The organism is Paraglaciecola sp. L3A3 (assembly GCF_009796765.1).
Taxonomy (GTDB): domain Bacteria; phylum Pseudomonadota; class Gammaproteobacteria; order Enterobacterales; family Alteromonadaceae; genus Paraglaciecola.
The window spans coordinates 3,799,262-3,820,741 of the sequence record NZ_CP047023.1 but is presented as its reverse complement, the minus strand read 5'-3'; the positions used below and the strand labels follow the sequence as shown (position 1 = coordinate 3,820,741).

The 21,480-nt window shown below is 39.6% G+C and carries 19 protein-coding genes; 7 read left to right on the top strand and 12 right to left on the bottom strand.

The window, feature by feature from the left end:
- Positions 1 to 7 precede the first annotated feature (7 nt).
- Together GQR87_RS15875 and GQR87_RS15870 are read left to right on the top strand one after the other, a co-directional pair.
- Positions 8 to 166, top strand: a complete 159-nt coding sequence (locus GQR87_RS15875; RefSeq protein WP_158970996.1) for a hypothetical protein — start codon at positions 8 to 10, stop codon at positions 164 to 166.
- Positions 163 to 897 (top strand): hypothetical protein, encoded by a 735-nt coding sequence (locus GQR87_RS15870; protein ID WP_158970994.1) that lies wholly within the window; start codon positions 163 to 165, stop codon positions 895 to 897. The genes GQR87_RS15875 and GQR87_RS15870 overlap by 4 nt, the downstream gene beginning before the upstream one ends.
- A 299-nt stretch (positions 898 to 1,196) precedes the next feature.
- Here the strand turns inward: GQR87_RS15870 and GQR87_RS22590 are convergent, their stop codons facing one another.
- The gene (locus GQR87_RS22590) at positions 1,197 to 1,700 is read right to left on the bottom strand and encodes a prepilin-type N-terminal cleavage/methylation domain-containing protein (protein WP_158970992.1); all 504 of its coding nucleotides are present in this window, start codon (positions 1,698 to 1,700) and stop codon (positions 1,197 to 1,199) included.
- Between the two features lie 277 nt (positions 1,701 to 1,977).
- Positions 1,978 to 3,066: a hypothetical protein gene (locus GQR87_RS15860; protein WP_158970990.1), complete on the bottom strand. Its 1,089-nt coding sequence runs from the start codon at positions 3,064 to 3,066 to the stop codon at positions 1,978 to 1,980.
- A 172-nt stretch (positions 3,067 to 3,238) separates the two neighbouring features.
- Here GQR87_RS15860 and GQR87_RS15855 point away from each other — a divergent pair, with 172 nt between their 5' ends.
- The gene (locus tag GQR87_RS15855) at positions 3,239 to 4,201 is read left to right on the top strand and encodes a phospholipase A (RefSeq protein WP_199271630.1); all 963 of its coding nucleotides are present in this window, start codon (positions 3,239 to 3,241) and stop codon (positions 4,199 to 4,201) included.
- Here the strand turns inward: GQR87_RS15855 and GQR87_RS15850 are convergent.
- The 4 genes from GQR87_RS15850 to GQR87_RS15835 form a co-directional block, all read right to left on the bottom strand.
- Positions 4,196 to 5,170 (bottom strand): zinc transporter ZntB, encoded by a 975-nt coding sequence (locus tag GQR87_RS15850; protein ID WP_199271629.1) that lies wholly within the window; start codon positions 5,168 to 5,170, stop codon positions 4,196 to 4,198. The two genes, GQR87_RS15855 and GQR87_RS15850, sit on opposite strands and share 6 nt — an antisense overlap.
- Positions 5,171 to 5,172: 2 nt before the next feature.
- On the bottom strand, positions 5,173 to 6,054 hold the full coding sequence (locus GQR87_RS15845) for a mechanosensitive ion channel family protein (RefSeq protein ID WP_158970988.1): 882 nt from the start codon (positions 6,052 to 6,054) through the stop codon (positions 5,173 to 5,175).
- 68 nt (positions 6,055 to 6,122) lie between these two features.
- Entirely contained in the window at positions 6,123 to 7,550 is a 1,428-nt protein-coding gene (locus tag GQR87_RS15840) for a deoxyribodipyrimidine photo-lyase (protein WP_233267284.1), read from the bottom strand.
- A 175-nt stretch (positions 7,551 to 7,725) separates the two neighbouring features.
- The gene (locus GQR87_RS15835) at positions 7,726 to 9,114 is read right to left on the bottom strand and encodes a diguanylate cyclase (protein ID WP_158970986.1); all 1,389 of its coding nucleotides are present in this window, start codon (positions 9,112 to 9,114) and stop codon (positions 7,726 to 7,728) included.
- 162 nt (positions 9,115 to 9,276) lie between these two features.
- Between GQR87_RS15835 and GQR87_RS15830 the strand changes: the two genes are divergently transcribed.
- A complete protein-coding gene (locus tag GQR87_RS15830; RefSeq protein WP_158973045.1) occupies positions 9,277 to 10,473 on the top strand; it encodes an FAD-dependent monooxygenase in 1,197 nt (398 codons plus the stop codon).
- A 29-nt stretch (positions 10,474 to 10,502) separates the two neighbouring features.
- On the opposite strand, the gene GQR87_RS15825 is transcribed toward GQR87_RS15830, so the two are convergent.
- Both GQR87_RS15825 and GQR87_RS15820 read right to left on the bottom strand, forming a co-directional pair.
- A complete protein-coding gene (locus GQR87_RS15825) occupies positions 10,503 to 11,879 on the bottom strand; it encodes a lyase family protein (RefSeq protein WP_158970984.1) in 1,377 nt (458 codons plus the stop codon).
- A 76-nt stretch (positions 11,880 to 11,955) separates the two neighbouring features.
- Complete coding sequence (locus GQR87_RS15820) at positions 11,956 to 12,705, bottom strand: PRC-barrel domain containing protein (RefSeq protein WP_158970982.1); 750 nt, start codon at positions 12,703 to 12,705, stop codon at positions 11,956 to 11,958.
- 341 nt (positions 12,706 to 13,046) lie between these two features.
- On the opposite strand from GQR87_RS15820, the gene nhaA reads away from it, so the two are divergent.
- The 3 genes from nhaA (at position 13,047) to GQR87_RS15805 (ending at position 17,662) form a co-directional block, all read left to right on the top strand.
- On the top strand, positions 13,047 to 14,417 hold the full coding sequence (gene nhaA / locus GQR87_RS15815) for a Na+/H+ antiporter NhaA (RefSeq protein WP_158970980.1): 1,371 nt from the start codon (positions 13,047 to 13,049) through the stop codon (positions 14,415 to 14,417).
- Positions 14,418 to 14,723: 306 nt separating this feature from the next.
- On the top strand, positions 14,724 to 16,994 hold the full coding sequence (locus GQR87_RS15810) for a nitric-oxide reductase large subunit (protein WP_158970978.1): 2,271 nt from the start codon (positions 14,724 to 14,726) through the stop codon (positions 16,992 to 16,994).
- Between the two features lie 146 nt (positions 16,995 to 17,140).
- Positions 17,141 to 17,662, top strand: coding sequence for a hypothetical protein (locus tag GQR87_RS15805; protein WP_158970976.1), 522 nt, complete (start codon positions 17,141 to 17,143; stop codon positions 17,660 to 17,662).
- 11 nt (positions 17,663 to 17,673) lie between these two features.
- Here the strand turns inward: GQR87_RS15805 and nikR are convergent, their stop codons facing one another.
- From nikR to GQR87_RS15785, 4 genes are all read right to left on the bottom strand, one after another.
- On the bottom strand, positions 17,674 to 18,132 hold the full coding sequence (gene nikR / locus GQR87_RS15800; protein WP_158970974.1) for a nickel-responsive transcriptional regulator NikR: 459 nt from the start codon (positions 18,130 to 18,132) through the stop codon (positions 17,674 to 17,676).
- A 119-nt stretch (positions 18,133 to 18,251) separates the two neighbouring features.
- Positions 18,252 to 19,622, bottom strand: coding sequence for a type III glutamate--ammonia ligase (gene glnT / locus GQR87_RS15795; RefSeq protein WP_158970972.1), 1,371 nt, complete (start codon positions 19,620 to 19,622; stop codon positions 18,252 to 18,254).
- Between the two features lie 158 nt (positions 19,623 to 19,780).
- Positions 19,781 to 20,563, bottom strand: coding sequence for a creatininase family protein (locus GQR87_RS15790; protein WP_158970969.1), 783 nt, complete (start codon positions 20,561 to 20,563; stop codon positions 19,781 to 19,783).
- A complete protein-coding gene (locus tag GQR87_RS15785) occupies positions 20,563 to 21,471 on the bottom strand; it encodes an ABC transporter ATP-binding protein (protein WP_158970967.1) in 909 nt (302 codons plus the stop codon). Before GQR87_RS15785 ends, GQR87_RS15790 begins: the two co-directional genes overlap by 1 nt.
- Positions 21,472 to 21,480: the final 9 nt, after the last annotated feature.

The window sequence follows — 21,480 nt, the reverse complement described above, 5'->3', positions numbered from 1 at the left end:
GAACTGCATGATAATTAGGTTTGTTTCACTCATTTTTATTTCTAGTATTTATTCTGCAAATGCAGCTAATGCTCAAAATACATTGCTCGCAGAAACTCTACAAAGCATACAAACGTTCGATGCTAGGCAAGGTGTCGCTGTTGATGAAATCACTTCTACGCTGTGAATAGTTTTAGGATCACAAAACATCAAAAATCCGATGGTAAGGCTATATTGCAGTGGGATGGGGGGTCTGATGAGACGGGGCCGCTTATACATTTAGACAGTGGCATGGTTTGGCAGGGAAAATTGTATGCTTCGCATTCAAATTATCCTAATTGGCCAATGACAAGTTCAGTGGAAGTATGGGATACCCAAACCCTAGAACATATTGATTCTCACAGTTTTGGTAGCGAATTGGGCTCATTTACTTGGTTAGACAGATACGATGGTTATTGGTGGGGTGGTTTTGCCAATTACGATAAGGTTCAAAAAGGTCAGGCACAAGCTTATGGTTTAACTATGAATACTCAAGTGGTGAAAATGGATGATAATTTTCAAATTTTGAGTAAGTGGACCATTCCTACTGCTGTGCTTAAGCGTTTTTCACCTATGAGTAACTCAGGTGGAAGCTTGGGCCCAGATGGATACTTTTATTTAACGGGTCATGATTTACCAGAAATTTATGTGATGGCCTTACCTGAATTTGGCAGTGAATTAACTTGGATTGATACTATTGAAGCTCCTGAAATTCATGGCCAAGGCATTGCCTGGGATCGTTCAGAGCAAGGGCGGATTTTATGGGGGATCCGTAAGAAAGACCGCATAGTTTTTAAAATGGGGGTACCAAATATCTCAACTGTAGATACACGCCAAGAGCAAGGCTTGCTTAGAATCTCTGATTTTAATAAACAGTAATAAAATTTGATTAGCTATAAGCGTTGAAATAAAAATTAAACATATATTAAAATAGTGCTGTTATAGGTCAAATGGAATAATTGGCAATAACATTCAAAGGGAATAAATGCATATTCATTTGGGGTTAAATCGTCATCTTACTAGATGACGAAATTTTTATGGATAGAAAGGCTGATTTTCGTACGTAATAGCTGGCTATTGTTAGACTTTCTAACGCAGTTAGGCGCAAAAAGAGCGTTATTGAGAGGTTCGGTTTATCCTAGGCTCAGGTTCAATAGTTACGAAAACATTGCTAAACTTCAGCAATTCGTTAATACAGAGTCAATTACGGGTTTGGTATTTTGAGCCACAGACTGGCGATAGCGTAAATAACATTGTTGAACGTTTCCTGCATCTTCATTAATACTGCCATGCCAATAAACCCATGCGCCTGAATAAGTGCTTTCGCGACTGTGCCATTCTTTGTCACGCACTCCGTTAGCCCAATCACCTTCGTCAAAGTTTATCGCAGCACTAATGCCATTCTGATTCGCGGCGGGGTAACCATAAACCACTTCAATTTTTTCTCCACTGATTGTGATTTCAGCAGATGCTAGTTTTTCCACCCCTTCTATTACTGACTTGCTGTATATCAGACTAGAAGTCGTCTCGATTACACCTTTCAAACTTGTAGAAGAAGCAATGATTGCTTCGGAACGAAAATCTATAAATTTGGGAGCTGCAACCACAGCTAAAATACCTAGAATGACAATCACAATGATCAGTTCTATCAGGGTAAAACCATTTTTATTATTCTGAAACATTGATAAAAATCCTTAATTTCTTTAACTACAGGTGTTATTTTAATTATTGTTATTAACCTGCACAAATAGCCAAGATAAAAAAGGCAAAAGGTGCACTTAAATATACGATTGCATTTTTAACATATTTTTTAACTTATTGTAAAATATAATATATTTTGGCAATTAATTGAATTATTTGATAAACATCAAATTAGGGAGGTATTTATACCGATGAAGTTGTTAAGGGGATTAGATTGATAATTAGCCGTTTAGGCAAAACTCTTCCGCTCATTACTATTTATGGACCTAGAGAGCTTGATTTTAATCTACTAATTTCTTGTTGAGCTTGTTTTAGTTCATTTTCCATCTCTTGTCGGGCGTCTATCATTTCGTTGGCTATCATGGCTAAATATTTAAACTCGGCAAAACCTTGTTTTCTTTCATCTATGTGCCTGTATTCACGTTTACATCGATAGAAAAACATCACAAAAGTAGCGAAGGCTTTTTGTAAAGTAATAAAACTTTTGACCAACAATATGATTAAAGCGGTGAGAGTGGCGGCCATAATGACAAAGCTAGTTCGTTCAATTTTATGTTCTTCCTCGGCGATCATATTGGTAATGTTTGTATCTATTAGGTTGATCTTCGTTTCGATAGAATGAGCTTGATGACGAAATTCACCTTGTAAGCCTGAGTTGTGGTCTAAACCTATGGTTTGTTGGATTTTTACCAGTTGTAGGAATTTTTGTTGATAATTATCTAAAAGTTTTTGTTGTGTTTGAGTGCTTTTATTAGCATTTTTTAATGCTGCGCTTATTGCCTGATAAACGTCTATTTCTTGTTGCACGTAACGCATATCTTTCCGTAACAAAAAGTCTTTTTCGTGACGCCTGAGTTGCAGTAATAATAAATGTAGATAGGTTTGATTATCGACTCTTAAGTATTCTTCTAATTGATGTGTACTTTGTCGAAACTCACCTTGATAACCACTGTTTTCATCTAGTCCTATATCTTTGTGTAAATAGACTAACTCTTTGAATAAACGTGTGTAGTTGGAAAATTTTTGTTGTGCATCAATAAACATTGCAGTGTTTTTCTGCGAGTAGTCAAAAAAAGTTTGTAGTTGGCTGGCTGCTTGTTTGAACTGCTCAGCTGTTTGACTAAATTTATCGAGATATTGACTATCTTTACGCAATAAAAAATCTTTTTCGTGACGTCTAAGTTGTAATAGATGATTGTTTAATTGTAAAAGTAAGCGGCTATGGTTATTTAATTGTATTAAGCGATGGGTGTTATATATCTGATTCGCAGCCAAGATTGACATGCCAAAAATACACACCAGCATAATCACAATCAGCCGAGTTTTAATAGAACCTTTATTTTTCATGCAAATAGCCTAGAAATATACATCACACTTTAGCTTGCCATACTTATATGAATATTTTGTGACCATAGGGCTTGGAATACTTGCAATGTATTAGTATCTAGGCAGAATCAGTGCTGGTTATGTTTTTGGAATATTATTGATGTCTTACAGGCTACTTTTATGCTGTTTTTTTATGCCCAGTTTAGTGTTGGCTCAACAAGATGCAGCTCCAACTGAATCAGAAAAAAGTAATATTGATGCCTGTTTATTGGTAGCAGTGATGAATGCTCGTCCCGATCAAACTGTGGGAGAGTTAAAAGAAAAGTGTGCAGGTAAGAAAACCAATAGGGTGAAAAAACGTCATGTGTTAGAACAAGAGGCTGCACAAAACCCTTTTGCTATCTTGCCCCATAGGCCGAATTATTTATTGCCTTTGACATTGTCAAGCATTAGGCGAGAACCTTATGCGGGGGTTTCTGTTGGCCCTGAGTTAGATAATTTAGAAGCGAAATTTCAGGTTTCACTAAAATACTTGGCTTGGGAAAATTTTATTTTTAACGATTTGGATATGTCATTTGCCTTTACTGCTACCAGTTGGTGGCAATCTTATAATAATGATATTTCGGCTCCCTTTCGTGAAACTAATTACGAACCAGAGTTACTCTTTACTTACAATCATTCTTGGTCTTTGTTGAGCTTACCTGTTGAGCAAACCTCTTTGTCTTTTAATCATCAATCGAATGGCCAAACAGGTTTGTTATCTAGGAGTTGGAATCGAATTATCGCTAGTGTGATTTTTGCCCATACCAATAATGTGACATGGGGAATAAGGGGCTGGTATCGAATACCTGAAGAGGAAAAACTCGACCCTATGGCACCAGAAGGTGACGATAATCCCTTTATCGAAAGGTATTTAGGTTACGGTGAATTGGGTGGGTTGTGGAGCATTTCAGATAAACATTCTTTAGAGTTTATGTTTCGCAATAATCTACGCAATGATAACAGAGGGGCCGTGCAACTTGGCTGGTCTTTCCCAATCAACGGCAAGTTACAAGGTTACGTAGAATATTTTAATGGTTATGGTGAAAGTTTGATTTACTTTGATCAACATACCCAAAGTATTGGTTTAGGCTTTAAATTAACTAACTGGTTATAACCATTTTTTCCATACCATGATGACAGTCGCGATTAATGCGACTGCTATCATGCCTCCCACTAAATTGATAAATGAACTGGGCTCTTCTGTGCCAGGAAGTCCAGCGACATTCATTCCAAATACCCCGGTTAAAAATGACAGGGGTAAAAATATTGCGGTCACTAAAGACAGCACGTACATTCGCATGCCTTGTAATTCAGCAATTCTATTTCGCAGTTCGTCTTGTAGAACCATAGCCCGTTCTCTTGCTAAGTCGAGCTCTTCAACATAGCGACTCATTCTGTCGGTTTGGTCTCGTAAATCAAAGGCTTGCTCTTGACTAAGAGATTTATGAAAACGATAAATCGCGTCTAGTGCATCTCTTTGCGGGGCTAGGTAACGTCGTAGCGAGGCTGATTTTCTGCGTACTAATGATAGTTTCATCCTGTCTTGTTGCTCAATGCCTTCGTCAGACTCAAAACTGGTTAACTCTTCATCTAATTCGTCGACGGTTTCACTGATCCTGTTAGCAATTTTGGTGATGATATCTACCACCAGATCCATAGGACTTTGCGGAATAATATTTTGTGCTATTTCATCTTTTACATCTTGTACAGAAAGTAATCTACGGTCTTTTCTTCGGGCTGAAATGAGCCTATTTTTGGTCACCCACAATCGTAATGACACCATATCTTCTGGATCAGTATTGGGGTTGCGATTAATGCCCCTAAGGTAAATCAACATACCTTCGCCAAACTGTAAGGCTTTAGGACGAGTTTCAGTGGTACACAGGGCATCAATGATTTCATTTTGTACGCCTAGCTGCGATAAACAATCTTCGGCATCGTGGGCGTCCGCTTGGACATGCACCCAACTAAAATTTTCTTCCTTGCTTATGTTGAGTAAACTTTGCATATCTAGCTGTTTGGCGGGGTCATTAGAGCTAAGGTTTAATGCCCATAACAAGGCTTCATGCTGGGGATTATTCATATTTATTCAGCCTCTTTAATTTGATTTTGAGGTGTCTTGATGAGTTGTAATTTGCCGTCAATATGTATATCTCTTTGTGGGTAGGCAATGACAATATTATGTTGGTTAAATAACTCATCAATTCTAAAACGAATATTACTTTTGACTAAACGTATGTCGCCTTCAACATGTGCGTTCAGCCAAAAATAACTGACAAACATCAAGGAATTGTCGCCAAAATCGTCAAAAATGACTTTAGGTGACGGAGTAGACATGACTTCAGGTTGTTCATTAATACTTTGTGCGATTAATTTTTCAACTAATCGAACCGGTGATCCATAAGCTACGCCAACGGATAATGTAGAACGTGTTTTAGTGTCAATCAAGGTCCAGTTAATCACAGTGTTTTCTAATAATTTGCTGTTTGGAATTAACATATGTACACCGTCGGTACGCCTGACACGGGTAGAACGAGTGTTGATTTCTTCTACTATACCTTTAGCACTTTCTACTTCTAAAAAGTCGCCAATTTTAATGGGTCGCTCCCATATCAAAATCCAACCACTAATAAAGTTATTAATGATGTTTTGTGCGCCGAAACCAAAACCAATAGCAATCGCCCCAGACAAAAAGGCAAATGCTGTGATCGGCACATTAAGAAAATCTAAAATGGTAATAGACATCAATATAATGACTAATACAGACGCGACTCGTTTGACTAAATGCACTAGGTCAGGGTTGGCGCCATTTTTGATTAATTTTTTAACTATGATGCGAGTGATTTTTTTGGTCAGCCAGATGCCCAAAAAAATCAAAATAGGTGAAATTAATAATTCACCTAAAGTGAAATCATGCTCTAAAAGAGTAAATAGCTTAAAGTTGAGTAAATCGGTAATTTGTTGCATTTAGTAATAGTAACCATACAGCTAATCGAATTTTCTCATCATGCCTTCTAATAGAGCCTTTGCCAATTTTATTTAATTGGCTGTAGATACTGCTTAGATAGACTCAAGGTATCCAGGGCTCGCTGTCTGGTTGTTTTTAAGTCAGCTATAGGTCGAGGATAGGTTGTGCCTAAACTGACATTGGCTTGGCGTAATATATCTACACTGGCGTCCCAAGGATTATGGATATACTTATTCGGTAGTTGGGACAGTTCAGGACAAAACTGGCGCACATATTCTCCCTCGGTATCGAATTTCTGCCCTTGGGTGACAGGGTTGAAAATTCGGAAGTAGGGCGCAGCATCTGCACCTGTGCCTGCGACCCACTGCCAACTGGCACTGTTAGCGGCTAAATCTGCATCTAATAAACAATCCCAAAACCATTTGGCACCTTGACGCCAATCTACTAATAAATTTTTAACCAAAAACGACGCCACCAACATACGCACTCGATTATGCATAGTGCCGGTTTGCCATAACTCGCGCATACCTGCATCTATGATAGGAATACCAGTTTGTCCTTGTTGCCAAGCTTTTAATGCTGGTGGATCGGTGCGCCATTGAAAATATTCAAACTTTTTGCTGAAGTTTTGTTCTGGTAGTGTGGGGAAGTGATAAAGCAAATAATAAGAAAATTCACGCCAGCCTAGTTCGCTTAAATAACAATCTAAGCCAATATTCTCAGTATTGCCATTTAACGCATGAATACCTGCATACCAAATCTGGTTGGGGGATATCTCACCAAAATGTAAGTGCGCAGATAATTGAGAAGTCCCTGTCACACTGGGCATATCTCTTTTGGCCTTATAATGATGAGCTCCATCAGGCAAAAAGGTTTTCAATTTTTCTGACGCGCCTTGTTCCCCAGGTTGCCACATTTTTTGAATTTGCAGATCCCAAGGTATATCAGGTAATAAATTTAATGTCTCTATGCCAATATCATCTGCTTTATTATATTTAATGTTTAAACTGGCAGGGGCAGCAATAGGCATTCTTGGGTTCGGCTGTGATAAACAACCATTACGGTAGTAAGGGGTAAATACCTTGTAAGGTGTTTGGTCTTTTTTGAGAACTTGCCAAGGTTCCCAAAGCAAAGATGCATTAAAACTTTTTACTGCAACGCCTAAGTCTACTAAGGCTTGCTTAATCGCTGTGTCGCGTTTTATTTGCCAAGGTTCGTAACAACGATTCCATACCACAGAGGTAATATTGTGCTTTTTCACCCAAGCTAAAATAATCTGCTGAGCATCACCAGACTGGCAGTGCAGTTGATTATCAAGTGAATGATTTAGTGAAGTTAATGAATGATGTAACCACCATTTCGACGCGCCACCTAACTGATATGCTGCAGGGCAAGTTTTATCATCAATATATAAAGGCAGCACACTGCCTTGTTCGGCCGCGTAATTGAGGGCTGGATTGTCTCGTAAACGTAAATCTTGTCTAAACCAAACCAATGTCGTGTAGCTGATAATGAGAGTCCTTATGCTAAATTCAGGTTAATTAGTGACATAAACATGAGCTCAAAACATAATGAATCATCACTAAAGAAACTAATACGTAACACATAGGGTAAACGATCAGTTTTTGACAGCTTTAACTAAGTGATAAAACTCATTTAAGTTAGTTAGCTTATTTTATTGTAATTTCCACTCGATTACGGCCTGTATTTTTTGCTTTATATAGCGCTCGGTCTGCTACATTTAACTCAAATTCTAAATTGCTATTTGCATTTGCTTTAGACACACTTGCGCCAATACTTACGGTGATTTGAAAACTAGCTTCGGGTGCTACATCAAATACTAAATCAGCGATGCTAGTTCTTAAACGTTGGCAAATATCCATAGCTTGTTTGTTGTCTTGCAGTAAAATACAGAACGTAAATTCTTCTCCACCATAGCGACTGTAACAGTCTTCTTGTCTGAAAAAAACAGAGAAACACTCCGCTACTTTTATCAGAACCTTATCGCCTGTTTCATGTCCATAAGTATCATTAATTTGTTTAAAATTATCTATGTCCAATAAACCTGTCAATATCGTTTGTTGTGCGCGAACTGCTCGACTAATTTGTTGTTCGGCCTGTTCTAAAAAGCTTCTTCTATTAGGAAGTTTGGTTAATACGTCTTGATAGGCAAAACGATAAAGTTGCTTGTTGGCGTCATGTAATTCTTGGGTTCTGACTCGTACTAATTCTTCTAAATTAGACTTCAGCTCCTTTAGGTTTTGGTTATGTGTCTCGAGTTGTTGTGCGCTGTATATTTCATTAGTTACATCACGTTCGATAGCGGCAAAGTGCGTGACTTCACCGTACTTGTTTTTAAGGGGGAAGATATTTAAACTAAGCCAATAAGGATGCCCCGTTTTTGTATAATTGCGTAAGGTAGACGAGATACTTTGTCGGTTTTGTAGTGCTAAACTAATACGTTTTAATTCATCCTTGTCGGTCTCTTTTCCCTGTAAAATTCTTGGGGTTTCACCAATTGCTTCTTCTCGGCTAAAGCCTGTTAGTTTTTCAAAAGCATCATTAACATAAATAATACGTGGGCCTAGAGGTGTTGTTATATCATCCGCCTCGGTGACAATAATAATATCTTCGGCATTGTCGGCAATTGATTGAAAAGAAAAGGAGCTCTTTTTGTCAGTAATATCGTTAAAGGTCACCACAATAAAATTATTTTTGTCGTCTTCAGCTAATTCAGGGTAGGCATTAACCATAAGCCAAGAGGGTTTTTCTTGCTTACCGTCTATAACCCCTAAAACCACATTGTGTATTGGGTTTTTAAAACGTTTAACTTGAGATACTGGAAATTGTTCATTTATTAATGGACGATTGGCTTCGTCAAGAAACCGCCATTGTGGATCATAAGCGTCGCGGCCGATAATTTGTTCATAGGTAAGTCTTAAGAGCTGTAGTGCCGTTGGATTGGCATATACTACAGTCGTATCCCATTTATGAATAACCACACCAATATTGGCGTTTTCGAGCAAGTTTTTTAAGGTTAGCTTGTTAAAGTTACCCATAACCAATATACCTTTTATTAAAGTCTCAACTTAAGATTACATCATAAATTGCCATATTGGGACTTTATCAAAATTTATGTCACTTACAGATAACTTAATTTATTTTGAATGTTAGGTGATACTATGCAAATAATTAAGTGGATCAATTGGTTAACTATATATATGAGTATAAATATTGCTATTGCTGGAGCCGGAATTGGTGGTTTGTGCAGCGCTCTTGCTTTTGCTAAACAAGGTTATACAGTTGCAGTTTATGAACGAAATAGTAATTTAGGTGAAGTAGGTGCTGGTTTGCAGCTTAGTCCAAATGCCATGCATGTTTTGTCGGCTTTAGGTGTAGTAGACAAAATCAAAGCAATAGCATTTGCTCCACAATCGGCTGTGATGCGGCACTTCAAAAGCGGTGCTGAATATTTTTCTGTACCTTTGGCTGATACCTGTGAGGATCAATACGCAGCTGAATATCTGCATATTCACCGCGCCGATTTACATTTTATTTTACATCAGGCTTGTTTGGAGTTTGGTGTGAATGCACATCTTGGACAGGGCGTCAAAGGTTACCAGCAGACAGTTCAAGGCGTTTCCATAGAATTTAACGACGGTACAAGTCAACAAGCTGATATATTGATTGGTGCTGACGGTATTCGTTCTAACGTGCAAGCCTGTATGTTAGGTGAGAAAAAACCATATTTCACTGGCCAAGTGGCTTGGCGTGGCACAGTGGCAACTAGCGATTTACCTAAAGGTTTAATTAAGCCTAATGCTAATTTGTGGGTCGGGCCAGATAAACATTTTGTTAGTTACTATTTACGTGGTGGTGATTTAGTGAATTTTGTTGCGGTGCAAGAACGCGACGATTGGCGTAATGAGTCTTGGAATGAGCCTGGAGATATCAGTCAGTTACGGCAAACGTTTAGTGGTTGGCATCCTGAGGTGACAGAGTTATTAGCGGCCACTCAGAGTTGTTTTTTATGGGCCTTATTTGATCGTAAACCTTTAACTCAATGGGTAGACAAAAATGTGGCTTTGTTGGGAGATGCATGTCATCCGATGTTGCCATTTTTAGCCCAAGGTGCGGCTATGGCTATCGAAGATGCATACACTTTAGCGGCTTGTTTAAGTATAAATGCCGACAGTCAAGCAGCGTTGCTGCAATATCAAAATTTAAGAATTAAACGTACCAGTGACATTCAAATTGCTGCTCGTGCCAATGCCAATTTGTATCATATGTCGACCCCAGTTGAACGAGCTAAATTGGCAGTGTTAAAAGGCTTATCTAAAGTGGGCTTGAGTGAAAGCCTAGCCAGTAAAAAACTTGAATCTATCTATGGGCATAATGTAGTGAAACAGCTAAGTTAAGCCCTTTAGTTTACCGGCAAACAATTCAATTATTGCGGATCAGCTGCGAGTTTTTTAGGATCTAATAAGGTAATTAACTCTGCTTCATCTATATTGGTTAGCTGTTTGGCCACATCTAATACAGTTCTGTTTTCTTGGTAGGCTTGTATCGCTATCTGTGCACTTTTTTCGTAACCAATTAAAGGCGCGAGAGCGGTTGCCAAAATGGGGTTTCGTGCCACACTTTGCTTGATATGCGCATGATTAACTTGCATGTCTTTAATCACTTTATCGGCCAGTGCGGTACTCGATGTGGTTAATAGTTGAATACTTTGAATTAACGAATGGCCAATGAGCGGCAACATAGTGTTTAGTTGAAAATTACCTGATTGACCGGCCAGGGTAATAGTTGTGTCATTGCCCATTACCTGAGTACAGGCCATGAGTATGGCTTCAGGGATCACTGGATTGACTTTGCCGGGCATAATACTGCTGCCTTTTTGCCGTTCTGGTAATTGGATTTCATTAAGACCATTGAGCGGGCCGCTACTGAGCCAACGAATATCATTACTAATTTTGCTCAAACTCACCGCGGCAGTTTTCAGAATACCACTGATATTCACTGCTGTGTCTTGGCTGCTAATTGCTCGAAAATAATTGCCTGCTGGCGTAAAAGCTAAGGTGGTTTTTTCTGCAATATTTTTGCAAACCATTTCGCCAAATTCAACATGTGTATTTACTCCAGTACCTATAGCAGTGCCACCAATGGCAAGGTGACACAAATTGGTTAAACTAAGGTTGAGTTGTTCATGCACATAATCAATTTGTGCAGACCAGCCGCTAATCTCTTGGGCAAAACTAAGAGGCATGGCATCCATTAAATGGGTTCTGCCGGTTTTGATGGTATTGTGATGTGCCTGTGCTTTTTCATTTATGGTACGGGTTAAATGTTGTAATGCCGGTAATAACTCATGATTGATTAGCATGGCGGCACTTAAATGAATACAGGATGGAATAATGTCGTTTGAGCTTTGCCCCAAATTGACATGATCGTTGGGGTGAACGCTTAGCTTGTTGTTACTGCGTAAACTGACCAGCGTACTAATCACTTCATTAGCATTCATATTGGTACTAGTGCCAGATCCCGTTTGAAATACATCTACCGGAAATTGTTTATCATGAAAACCGTTGGCCACTTCTTCTGCAGCTAGGATTATCGCCTGAGCCTTTTCTTTATCCAGTAATTTCAGGGTTAAATTCGCTTCGGCACAGGCCCCTTTTAACGTGCCTAACGCCCATAAAAATGCTCTAGGCATGGTTAATTGACTGATTGTGAAATTACTTAATGCTTTTGCGGTTTCATTGCCATAAAGCACATCAGATGTGGAGTGTTCATATGCTGAACTGTCTGAGTTATCTGTTTGCATGGGTCGACCTTTAACTTTCCTCGAAAACTAATTTTATGGCCCCCATACTAAAAAAAGAATAGGGGGCCGTTATCATTTAAGCATTAACTTGGAGCTTATTTCGCACTTGTTGTAAGTACTCAGGATCATTTAATTTTTCTGCTTGGTATTCTGGACAAGCTTTGATTTGTGCCAAATTAATATTGCAGCTGACAGTTTTGCTGCCCCAATTAACCTTTTCAAATTGATCTGGCGAAATCAGTACTTTTTTACCGCCAGGTAACCAGTCTCGGGTGTCGACCACTAGATAGCGTAATGACCAAGTATGGGTGTCCCAAATAAAATCTTTTACATAGCCTTTTTTGCCATCTAAGGCGGCAATACTGTAATGGTTCACTTCATTGGCCGAGCGTAAATGATTACTGCTTTCGATGTGCTGTTGTTGAATATTTTCTATCGGTAATACTGCTGAATCATATAATGCAGTAGGGTAGGCATATTGGCCCCATGCGCCGTCTCCATACCAGTAATAACCATAACCAAAATAATCAAAATAGGTTTTTTCGAACTCCCGAGACACGGTTTCATGTTCTTCGATTTTAGGGCTATCTTTTACTGCATCCCTAGTCATCGACACTTTTAGGCTATGATCTTTTGAGGTAAAATTATCTATTGCAATAGGGCTGATTAAAACCTTGTCACTGAATGGCATCCATGGATGGGTATCCATCACCAAGAAGCGTATAGTCCAAAATCTATCATCAAAGTAGATGTCTTCTACTTCGCCCACATCTCCATCTTCAGCACTAACAGTAATTCCGCTTAATTCTTTTAAACTAACTAACATAATGTCCTCCTCAATGGCGAATTTCATGTAATTGTTGCCTTAATCAAAGCAACAATAATACTTATCACTGTGTCAACATATCTACAAACAATTGAGCTACCAAAATGTATTGTTGCTCTTGTTTAGTGTAGACCAAATATCCACTATTTACTTAGTGTTCAAATTATATATATGGTTCATTTTTTTGTATTTAAGTGTTTATTCGCGTTTTTATTGGTTTTTGCAAACATATCACATAATAATGATTAGAGTACTAATTGAATTTGATGTGTTACATTAATTTACTAAAGAAAGATAAAGTGTAAAGTTGGGCTATGGAAAAAATGCCTTCAAAGGAAACAATGAAAAAAAAACTGGCAGAAACGAGTCGAATACATGCTCCATTGGAACGGAGCTTTTTAAAGCTATCTTCTCCTATCGAATCATTTATCAATAGCCAAGCTCTGACAGGCATGGCTTTGCTTATTGCGGCTCTAATAGCAATTCTCATGGTCAATCTGGGTTGGCAACAAAACTATCAAGCAATCAATTCTCTAATGTTAACGATTTCCCTAGGTGAATGGCAGTTTGGTCACACAGTGCATTATTGGATTAATGACGGGTTAATGGTGTTGTTTTTCTTTATTTTAGGCTTAGAAATTAAATATGAGTGCTTAGTTGGCGCTTTGAGTAACATCAAAGATGCATCTTTAGTGGTACTTATGGCAATAGGTGGAATGTTACTGCCAGCACTATTTTATTTAGTCACTGTTTGGTTTGGCGATGTTGATTCGTTTCAAGGTTGGGGGATCCCCATGGCGACAGATACAGCATTTGCTATTGCTATTTTAACTTTGTTAGGCAGCAGAGTTCCCCGTTCGGCTGCGGTTGTACTGACAGGTTTAGCCATAGTTGATGATATGGGAGCCGTAGCGGTAATTGGTCTTTTTTATACGGAACAGATCGATAGTCTCTCTCTTGTTTGGGCAGGCCTGACTTTGTTAGGGTTGTTGTTAATCAATATGTTGGGCATGCGAAGACCGGTCTTCTATTTAGCGGGTGGTGTGCTCTTGTGGTGGTTTATTTTACAATCGGGTGTACACGCCACAACTGCAGGGATCTTGGCTGCTATGATGGTGCCTACTCGCCCATATGCCAAAAAAACGTGGTTTCGGCACAAAATGCTTAAATTAGTCAAAACGTACCAAGAAATGGATAACCCCAACACCCCAATTATTGAAGATAAAAAGCGACACGCATTGGCGATCCAAGCTGAAGATATTGCTAAGCGCACTACCACCCCGATAATTCGCTGGGGTAATTCTCTCGATAAACCTGTCAGTCTGATTATTTTACCTTTATTCGCATTTTTAAATGCTGGGGTCTTGCTACCCTCTGTAATGCCAGAAGCTAAAGACCTGGTCATTACACTAGGGATTGTCTTAGGTTTAGTGTTTGGTAAAGGACTTGGTATTAGTTTGTTTGCTTGGTTAGCAGTGAAAAGCGGTATAGCTAGGTTGCCTGCTAATTTACGTTTTTATCACGTGATTGGTATAAGTTTTTTAGCTGGTATAGGTTTTACTATGTCGTTATTTATCTCAGCATTAGCCTTTGAAGGTCAGCCTCTTTTGATTGAACAAGCTAAATTAGGTATTTTATTTGGTTCGCTGATAGCAGGAATATTGGGGACATGTATATTAATTCTGGTCCCTAAAAAACAGACTGAAATTTAGATTATAGACTCCATAATTTATCGGAGAACAAGCGTTTGCTAATATCAAATATTGGGCATATTCTAGCAATACTCCCTCATTTTGTCGTTTTGTGGAGATAAACGATAGATTTCCGTTGGCTTGATATTTTCAACAATAGTTCACCATGTTGAAGCGCTGTATTTACCCAGTCTACGTATTTTTTATCATTAAGGACCTCGCTCTATATGAGCGGCTTTCTAATGTTTTGGTACTTTATCTAAGTACAAGTTTCATTGTTACTGAGTAAAGGCCATAGCTTGATTGAGTACAACAAGGAACGCAGACATGCAAAACTACAAAACAACTTTCAGTATAAAACGTTTATGGATAATACTGATTGTTGGCATGGTATTTATGTTCAGCATTTTACTGTTATTGGGTGCGCAAATTTATCAGCAAGCCCCGCCAATGCCAAATTTGGTCAAATCTGAATCTGGTGAAGTCTTGTTTACCGGCGATGAGATCGAAACCGGCCAGAATGTTTGGCAATCTATCGGCGGTATGGAGCAAGGTTCAATCTGGGGACATGGGAGTTATCTTGCGCCCGATTGGAGTGCCGATTGGTTGCATCGTGAAGCAGAAAGTTTACTGGCTTTGTTGATGAAAACCGCACATAGCGGTTTATCGAAAGCACAAAATAATGCATTAAGTCGAGCCAGTTTACAGACCGAAATGCGTAAAAACACCTATCAAGCTGATACTGATACCATCACTGTTAGTGACGATCGGGCTTTAGCCATTCAACAAGTGCAAACTCATTACATCAGCCTGTATACAGGTGATACCCCTGAATCTCTTGCCTTGCGTCGTGATTATGCGTTTCCTGTGCATGGTTTATTAACGGATGAAGAGGCTAAACAACTTTCGGCTTTTTATTTTTGGACTGCCTGGGGGGCAACGACAAATCGCCCAGGGCAAGAGATTACTTACACCAGTAATTGGCCTCATGAACCATTAGTCGGCAATAAACCCACAACTGAAGTACTGATGTGGAGCATCGCCTCTATTGTTTTATTATTGGCTGCGGCAGGGGCCTTGGTTGCCTATTACGCTAAACAATTTGATAGTTGGCAAGACGAAGTTGAACCCGAAGAAGGTATCGCCAAAACAGATATTTTTGAGCAGGTTGTTGTGACTCCATCCATGCGCGCAACGGCAAAATATTTCTGGGTAGTGTGTGCTATGTTTTTGGCCCAAGTGTTATTGGGTATAGTAACCGCTCACTATGCAGTAGAAGGACAAGGTTTGTATGGCTTACCTTTTGCTGAATATTTTCCTTACTCTGTGACTCGCACTTGGCATACCCAACTTGCAGTGCTTTGGATTGCTACCGCCTGGTTGGCAACAGGTTTATACGTTGCGCCTATGTTGAGTGGCAAAGATCCCAAATTTCAGTTATTTGGCGTTAATTTTTTGTTTATCAGTTTACTGATCATTGTCATCGGTTCTTTTGCTGGCCAATGGGCGGCAGTGCACCGTTTCTTTGATGATTTGACGATGAATTTCTGGTTTGGCCATCAAGGATATGAATATGTGGATCTAGGCCGTTTTTGGCAGATATACCTGACCATAGGTTTGTTTCTTTGGGTGGGATTAGTGGTTCGAGGTTTATGGCCTGTATTACAACAAAAAGGCGGCAAGTCACTGATCTATTTAGTTTTGGTGTCTGCTGTGGCGATTGGTTTACTGTATGCCGCAGGTTTAATGTGGGGCCAACACACACATATTTCGGTAATGGAATATTGGCGTTGGTGGGTGGTGCATTTATGGGTAGAAGGAATATTTGAAGTATTCGCTACCGCTATTATTTCATTGTTGTTTGTTCGTATGGGTATTTTGCGCACATCAACCGCCACTGTGATGGTGTTATTGGCGACAATTATTTTCTTATTTGGTGGCGTGTTAGGCACATTCCATCACCTTTACTTTAGTGGTACACCCACTTCAGTGATTGCGGTAGGGGCGATGATCTCAGCTCTTGAAGTAGTACCTTTGCTGGTGGTGGGCTTTGAAGCTTATACCCGACATAAGGTAGAAACCAGAACCCAGTGGCAACTTAATTATCACTGGCCTTTTATGTTTTTTGCTGCGGTATTGTTCTGGAACTTAGTAGGGGCAGGGGTGTTTGGTTTTATGATTAATCCACCCATTGCCCTTTATTATATGCAAGGGTTAAACACCACAGCCAATCACGGTCATGCTGCACTCTTTGGGGTGTATGGCATGCTTGGCTTAGGCTTAACACTGTACTGTATGCGTGGCCTAACTAATATTAAATTGTGGAATGAAAAACTACTAAAAATATCCTTTTGGACGCTGAATATAGGCTTGGCCATGATGACTTTTTTGTCTTTGTTACCGCAAGGTGTATTACAGACCTATATGAGCATTGAATATGGTTATTCCTTTGCTCGTTCAGCCGAGTTTATCCAAAGCCCTATCATGCAAGCGTTAGTCTGGCTCAGAGTGCCGGGCGATATAGTCTTTAGTGTAGGCGTAGTATGTTTTGTTTGGTTTGTGTTCAGAGCATTTGTGCCTAAAAAACAGCTAACTTAAACTTGTCACAACAGAAAACCTAATCAGTTTTTTAACATGCCTCTCAAAAAGGGGCATGTTATCCGCCACTTTATTACTTAACTAAGATCTAGTTAGCCATTTATTTCGTAAGTAATATTAATTAAACAACAAGTGAGTATTAATTAATGAAACCCATCCTAGTGTTAATAGTTCTAGCCTTAGGTTTAACCGGCTGCGCGAGTTATGAATATCCAGCTGAGGTTAACTTAGGCGACAAAATGATTAGTGTCTCAGGTGAATCACTTGAGGGTAAAACGATAAATATTCCCGCAGACTTTAACGGCAATAAAACCCTATTGTTGTTAGGTTATGTACAAGACTCTCAATTTGATATTGACCGTTGGTTAATTGGCCTAGATATGACACAGACCAAAGTTGATGTGTATGAGATCCCAACCATTCAAGGCATGTTACCTAGAATGTTTAGTACCTTTATCGACAATGGTATGCGTAAAGGTATCCCCAAAGAAATGTGGCAAGGTGTGGTCACTGTTTATGCTGACGGCGATGCAGTACAAAGGTTTACTGGTAATCAAAACCCTAACAACGCTCGGGTCATGTTATTAGACGAAAGTGGTGGCGTGATTTATTTTTACGACCGAGGATTTTCGGTCGAGGCATTAAACGCTGTACGCGCAGCTCTTTAGTATGTTGCTAACTAACCTTGGGGTAAAGGATGGATCGGCGGAATGATGGAAGAATTTATCAATAACCGACCATAAACTACGCCACGTAAAGTGATCATCTTGTTAGCTATCATGTTGAGTTTGTCGGCTGGCCCCTGTACTAAAATAATAGACAATGTATTGGTGTGGGTAAGATTTACGTTCAGGCTCGAAATTACCTCGTCGATAAACTCAAACTGTAAATCGTGTAGTTTCTTTTGTAAGCCAGTGGTGGAATGTTTGTACACTAGATTGACAGTACCAGTCATGATCTCATGACCTTGTTGCGCTTTATGCTCATTGAGTTGTAAGTTGATCATGTCGCAGATCGCTTGAGAACGGCTTTCAAATCCTCGCTCTTTGACCATTTTATCTAAGCCATTTAGTAAATCTTCTGGGATCGACATGCTAATACGGCTGAGTTTTTCTTTGCTTATCTTGTCTTCGCTCATCACAAATTCTTTTGTTTATACTTATCTGAATAATCGCCTGAATATATCATATTACTGGGTATTGGTGCCTAGCTCTGTAGGCACCTTTATTCCTTAAGTTTTTGCTACTTTAGCGTTTTCTAAAATAAATTAGTGTAACGCTCAATCTCCCATTTGCTCACATCAAGATGGTATTCGTTCCATTCTTGTTGCTTGTATGTCATAAACTCAGCTTTTAGCTCTTTACCCAAGACTTGCTCTACAAAGGGGTCTGCATCAAACGCTTGTAAGGCTTCTTGTAAAGTACGAGGTAAAAAGTCTATGCCTTTTTCTTGTAGTTCAGCTTCGGTAAATTCATATAAATTACGCTCTTGTGGTTTACCTGGTTCAAGACCTTCACGAATCCCCTCTAAACCTGCAGCTAAGGCTAAAGCCGCAGCTAAATATGGATTCACAGCACCATCGGCGTTACGTGACTCACATCGTCCACCGCCCATAGGCACGCGAACCGAGTTAGTGCGGTTATTCGAGCCAAAAGAGTTAAATACAGGCGCCCATGTAAAGTAAGGCATATCACCTTGGCGAACTAAACGTTTATACGAGTTTACCGTTGGGGCAAAGGCCGCACATAGAGCAGGACCATGTTTTAAAATACCCGCAATAAATTGGTAACCTAATTTAGTTAAACCTAAGCCATTTGGATCTTCTTCTTTGGTACATTGAAACAAGTTATTACCCGTTTCTTTGTCGAATAATGACATATTAAAATGTGCACCATTACCGGTTTTATTGGCGAAAGGTTTAGGCATAAAGGTAGCCATCAACCCCTCTTGTTGTGCGTATTCTTTGGCCATTAATTTAAGAAAGGTAAAACGGTCGCAGGTAGTTAATGCATCGGCATAATCAAAATCAAATTCAAACTGACCATTTGCATCTTCATGATCTAATGAATATAAACCCCAGCCTAAATCGTTAATACTGGTGGCCATCTTATCGACCCATTTATAGTTACTAAGAAAAGCACGAGTGTCGTAGCAAGACTTTTTCAGTTTATCTTCTGGATCAGGCACAGTTAAACTGCCGTCTTCATTTTTCTTCAGTAAGAAAATTTCTGGTTCAATACCCAAGTTCATGCCGTAGCCCATTTCTTCAGCTTGCTTTAATACTTTTTTCAGTAGTACTCGGGTGTTTAATTCATAAGGTTTGCCGTACAAAGTATTGTCGGCCGGCATCCATGCAATTTCTGGCTGCCAAGGTAATTGGATAATGTGGTTAAGATCTGGAACCGATGCAATTTCGTCATCGTTTGGCGCTTGGCCAAGGCCATCTACCGCATAACCGGTATAAAGCTCAGAGCCATTTGCCATTTGACGTAAATGATCTAACGGCACAATTTTACCTTTAGGTATGCCGTGAATATCAACAAATGTGCCCATACAATATTTTACGCCCTTGGCTTGAAGGTCGGCTTGAATGGCTGCGATTTCTGAGTCTGTTTTGGTCTCAATCATGTTGTTTTCCTATTTTTCAATGATATTGACCCGGCTGAGCCGTTAGGGCGGCTAGCCGAAAAATCATCAAGCAAAATTTGTTTTTTAATCAATTTAAAAATCAATTTCTGCTCATATTTTCGCCGGGAGCTAATGACGTGCTGAAATATAATCAATCCCTAAGGATTGGTATCACCAAACAGCACACTTTGGTGATAACTTTGGTTAATAGGTGCTTCTTCTATCGCTGCTTTGTGCAGCAATTCAGTTAAGTCCGCTAACATCCAGCTATACAGTTGCTGGCCTTTGTTTTTGTTAGCTTCTGAAGGTTTGCCTGTAACGCCATTGGTACTGGTTCGATTTACCGGATGGCTAAATACGCATGTCTCTGTTCTATCTGGGTCATCGGCTTCAGTTAGTTTGTCTTCTCTGACCATTTCTGGATGTAAAGCCATCATCAGCGCAGTTTCTGCATCATTTGCATGCCAATCATCAGCGTCATCAAAGTGGGCTTTTTTCACCCGTACAGATAATTGTGCTGTGTTTGCCACGGCAACCATAAAGCCATCATGCTTGGCTCGCAGCATTTCAAGTCCACAACGCAAGGGGGCTTCGTTTGTCACGTGTCCATTGACTAAAACTAAACGACGAATACCTGCAGACTGCACCCAGTCACCAATGTCGCAAATTACATCAATTAGTGTTTTAGGGCTTAAAGCCATAGTGCCAGGCCAGCGTTTTGAATGCCCAATTGAGCATCCATAAGGTAGGGTAGGTAGCAAAATAACCGGTGATTGTGCGGCGGCATCATGGCAAAGAGTATGGGCAATCGATGTATCCATACCACAACCAAGATGAGGTCCATGTTGCTCGGTTGCACCTACTGGCAAAACCGCTGTTTGAATACCCGACTCCACGGCTTTAGCGACTTCTTGCCAAGTCATATGGTGTAAGTCATACATTAAAAAACACTCCCTACATCAGATTTTACGTTGACCATAGGAACTAAATTCATCGGCGCGTTTTCATCGTCTTCTGAAGGCGGATGAATAAGTTGTTCGATATGTTGCTTAGTGGCTAAAAATTCAGGGGACAAAAGCTGATCAACATGACGGGGTTGTGGTACCGGTACTTCAATCAATTCTTCTATTTCACCTGGATTGGCTTTAAGTACTAAAATACGATCAGCTAAAAATACCGCTTCATCTAAGTCATGGGTGATGAAAAATACGGTTATGTCGATGTTCTTCCAAATTTCCATTAAGTAAGCTTGCATTTTGGCCCGAGTTTGCGCATCAAGTGCACCAAAGGGTTCGTCCATTAATAATATTTTAGGTTGGTTGGCCAGAGCCCGAGCAATCGCCACGCGCTGTTTCATGCCGCCAGATAACTGATTTGGGTAATGGTTTTCAAACTTAGATAAGCCTATTAAGTCTGCCCATTGTCGAGCTTCAGATTCAGCGGTATTTTTATTGTTGCCACTCTCAATCAAGCCAAACATAATATTTTCTTTGACAGTTAACCAAGGGAACAAGGTATAACCCTGAAAAACCATGCCTCGCTCAGGACCAGGCTTAGTAACTTTTTTGCCATCTAATAAGACCTCGCCTGAGGTGGCCGTTTCAAGCCCGGCCAAAATACGAATAAGAGTTGATTTACCACAACCCGATGGGCCTATTACACAAACAAATTCACGTTTATGTATGCTTAAGTTGATATCTTTAAGGGCAGTGACCTTGCCATTAGCAGTATTAAATTCTTTGCTTAAGCCTTTTACTTCCATGGTAATTGGGCGTTGTTTTAAACGCTCAAAACGATCTTTTACACTGTCGCTCTGTTGCTGGTAATTAGGTAAATTTAAATCAGACATGTTCTACTC